Origin of the sequence: Propionivibrio sp. (genome assembly GCF_029255185.1) — a bacterium.
Lineage (GTDB): Bacteria > Pseudomonadota > Gammaproteobacteria > Burkholderiales > Rhodocyclaceae > Propionivibrio.
Map to the genome: position 1 here is coordinate 1 of NZ_JAPUVO010000014.1, position 3,234 is coordinate 3,234.

A 3,234-nucleotide genomic window follows, 5' to 3' on the forward strand; every position below is an offset into this window, starting at 1 on the left:
CCATGATCAGGAATAATCCTCAACATTTCCGCGAGGCAATTCCTCTGCCAGACGACATATTCGTCATAAGGCATATTGTCGTCGTAATTATCGTAGCCATTGATTAACGCGGCATTGGACCATTTCCCGCCCCTGCCGTCCTTCATGCCGTTGCCGGTTGAGTTCTTCAGATTATAGGGGGGAGAGGTAATGACCAAATCAATGCTGCCGTCCGGAATTTGCTTCATGACATCCAGACAATCGCCCAGAATTATCCGGTTGATATAGTCGGCAGGAAATTTTCGTTTTGTTTTCATAAAGCTACGCTGTCTCCGCCTCAAGCGGCGCGATGGGAATTTCCGGTTAAATAACCATGGCAGTCCTATCGTATTTTTGTCAACATTCCTTCCGACCATGCCGATTTTCCACACTCGTTTTACGCGTGCTTTTTTGTGGTTTGCGGTCGCTTTCCCAACCTTCTGCCCCGGATTCTGACTATGACTCCATCCCTCGGCCTTGCCACCTATCGTTGGAACAACAACATCAAGTCGATGCTGTTGCTGGCGGCGTTTCCCTTCTTGTTGTTGGCGCTGGTCGGCGGCTTTTTCGCGGCGGCGGCTTGGGTCTATCAGAATGGGACGCCTAACGGGATTGATGCCGGATTTTTTCAAGGCTTCGGTTTGCCTGCCGACACGCCGCGCACTGTCTTAGGGGCGGCGCAGGCGGGCCTGTGGGCCTATTGGCCGCTGGTGGTCGGCATGGCCGCGTTGTGGGTTCTTATCGGCTATTTTTTCAACGACGCGATGATACGGGCGGCGACCGGCGCGAAGGCGGTGACGCGCAGCGAAGCGCCGGAACTTTACAATCTTCTTGAGAATTTATGCATCCTGCGCGGCTTGACGATGCCAAGGCTTTATATCATCGACAGCGACGCGCTGAACGCCTTCGCCACGGGCCTCGACGAAAAGAGTTATAGCGTCACGGTAACGCGCGGCCTGCTGGCGGCGCTGGATCGCGACGAATTGGAGGCGGTGTTGGCGCACGAATTGTCGCATATTATCAACCGCGATTGCCGTTTGCTGGTGATTACGGTTGTGTTCACCGGCATGATTTCCTTCATCGCGCAGATGGCTTGGCGCAGTCTGCGCTTTTCATCCTATGGCCGTAATCGCAACCGGAACAATGGCGGCGTCGCCGGACTGGCTTTGCTCGCGGCGGTTCTGGCCTCCATAGGTTATGTTCTGGCGCTGGCGTTGCGCTTTGCCTTGTCCCGCAAGCGAGAATATCTCGCGGATGCCGGCGCCGTGGCCCTGACCAAGAAGCCCGACGCGCTGATTGAAGCCTTGCGGAAAATTTCCGGACGCAGCGAAGTGCCGCATGTCCCCGCCGAAGTGCGGCAGATGTTTATCGAAAACCCGCCTTCGCTGTTTGGTTTGTTCGATACGCACCCGCCGATCGAACGGCGCATCGCCGTTTTGCGTCAGCTCGGCGGTTTGCCGCCTGAAGGCGAAAGCATCATTCCGCCATCCGGCGGAAACCGTTAGCCGAATTCTTTCGATTTTTTCCAATCCGGATTTATACCGGCTTGCTTCCTTCTAACTTATAAAAATTTTTTTATGAAGGTAGTAAGTAGTAGGCGAAGCCCAAAACGGGGATAAGATTCCGTTCGACGGTTTTCCGGTTTTTATACAGGACAGCGCCGCCGCCGACACCGCGAGCGGCAAGGATAAAAAAGTGAATCAAAGGTTAAAAGCGCGTAAATTCCATAACGTGGATAAGCCTGTGAATAACGGGGGAAACTGAGACGCAAGTTACCCACATTCTCCACAGTCTGTGGAAAGTTTGGCGGCGCGGACGGAATAATCGTGGATAGATGGCGGGGCAGCGCGTATAAAAAGCGCACAATCCACCGTGAACCCCTTTTATCCCCACAAACTTAAAATTTTATGAACAGATGACGGAAAATTCTCATCATCTCCATCTGGTGTCAGACGCCACCGGCGAAACCATTAACAGCGTCGCGCGCGCCTGTCTGGCGCAATTCGGCGGCGCGAAGGTGGAGGAGCATATCTGGAGCCTGATCCGCTCCCGTCGCCAGTTGGATATGGTGCTGGAGGGATTGCGGCGCTGGCCTGGGCTTGCGCTTTACACTTTTGTCGATGATCAAATGCGCGCAGCGATGGAGGCGTTTTGTCGGGAGCAGAATATACCGCATCTTTCCGTGCTCGATCCGGTGATGAACGCGATGAGCGGCTATTTCGGCATCGCCTCCGGCCACGACCCGGGACGACAACATGCGCTCGACGCCGAATATTTTTCCCGCATCGACGCCATGGACTTCGCCATCGCGCAGGATGACGGCCACAAGACCGATAAACTGGACGAGGCCGATATCGTGCTGATAGGCGTTTCGCGCACCTCGAAGACGCCGACCTGCATTTATCTGGCCAATCGCGGTTATCGCGCCGCCAATGTGCCTTTAATCCCGGGCATGCCGCCGCCGCCGGCATTGCTGGCGTTGCAAGGAAGGGACAAGCCATTTCTCGTCGGCTTGACCAAGGATCCCGACAGTCTGATCGAAATCCGCCGTAATCGTCTGCGCTTTTTACAACAGGACGAGAACACGGATTATATTGATCCCGAAACCGTGCGGCAGGAGTTGCGCGATGCGCGGCGGCTGTTCACGCAATTGGGTTGCATGGTGATCGACGTGACGCGCCGTTCGATTGAGGAAACCGCCGCCGAAATCATCATGGCGCTTAACCGGCGGGCGATGACGCAAAACGGGGAGGGCCAGTCATGATAACGGGCAAAGCCAAACTGGCGGGCGTCATGGGCTGGCCGGTTTCCCATTCGCGTTCGCCGCGTCTGCATGGCTATTGGCTGGAGCATTACGGCATCGACGGCGCTTATGTGCCGATGGCGGTGCCGCCGGACAGGCTTTCGCAAGCCTTGCGCGCCCTGCCCCATCTGGGTTTTCGCGGCGTCAATCTGACCTTGCCGCACAAGGAGGCGGCGCTTGGCATCATCGAACATATCGACCCTACGGCGAAACGCATCGGCGCGATCAACACCGTCGTCGTGCGCGACGATCATACGCTGGAAGGCCGCAACACCGACGCCTTTGGCTTTGCCGAAAATATCAAGCAAGCCGGTTTTTCCTTGAACGCGAACCCTATCGCCACGGTTCTCGGCGCGGGCGGCGCGGCGCGCGCCGTGATCGTCGCCTTGCAGGATATGGGCTTCACCGAAATC

At 56.2% G+C, this 3,234-nt stretch carries 3 protein-coding genes and 1 pseudogene; 3 read left to right on the forward strand and 1 reads right to left on the reverse strand.

The annotated features are described in order from the left end of the window. Positions 1 to 296: DNA methyltransferase (locus tag Q1J43_RS00165; RefSeq protein ID WP_301100259.1), on the reverse strand; the 296-nt coding region annotated here is incomplete at its 3' end. Between the two features lie 180 nt (positions 297 to 476). On the opposite strand from Q1J43_RS00165, the gene Q1J43_RS00170 reads away from it, so the two are divergent. From Q1J43_RS00170 to Q1J43_RS00180, 3 genes and pseudogenes are all read left to right on the forward strand, one after another. Continuing rightward, complete coding sequence (locus tag Q1J43_RS00170) at positions 477 to 1,523, forward strand: M48 family metallopeptidase (RefSeq protein WP_301100260.1); 1,047 nt, start codon at positions 477 to 479, stop codon at positions 1,521 to 1,523. 410 nt (positions 1,524 to 1,933) lie between these two features. Continuing rightward, positions 1,934 to 2,782 (forward strand): pyruvate, water dikinase regulatory protein, encoded by an 849-nt coding sequence (locus Q1J43_RS00175; protein WP_301100261.1) that lies wholly within the window; start codon positions 1,934 to 1,936, stop codon positions 2,780 to 2,782. Next, positions 2,779 to 3,234 (forward strand): annotated as a pseudogene (locus Q1J43_RS00180) (hypothetical protein); the annotation flags it as partial. The gene Q1J43_RS00175 and the pseudogene Q1J43_RS00180, both read left to right, overlap by 4 nt.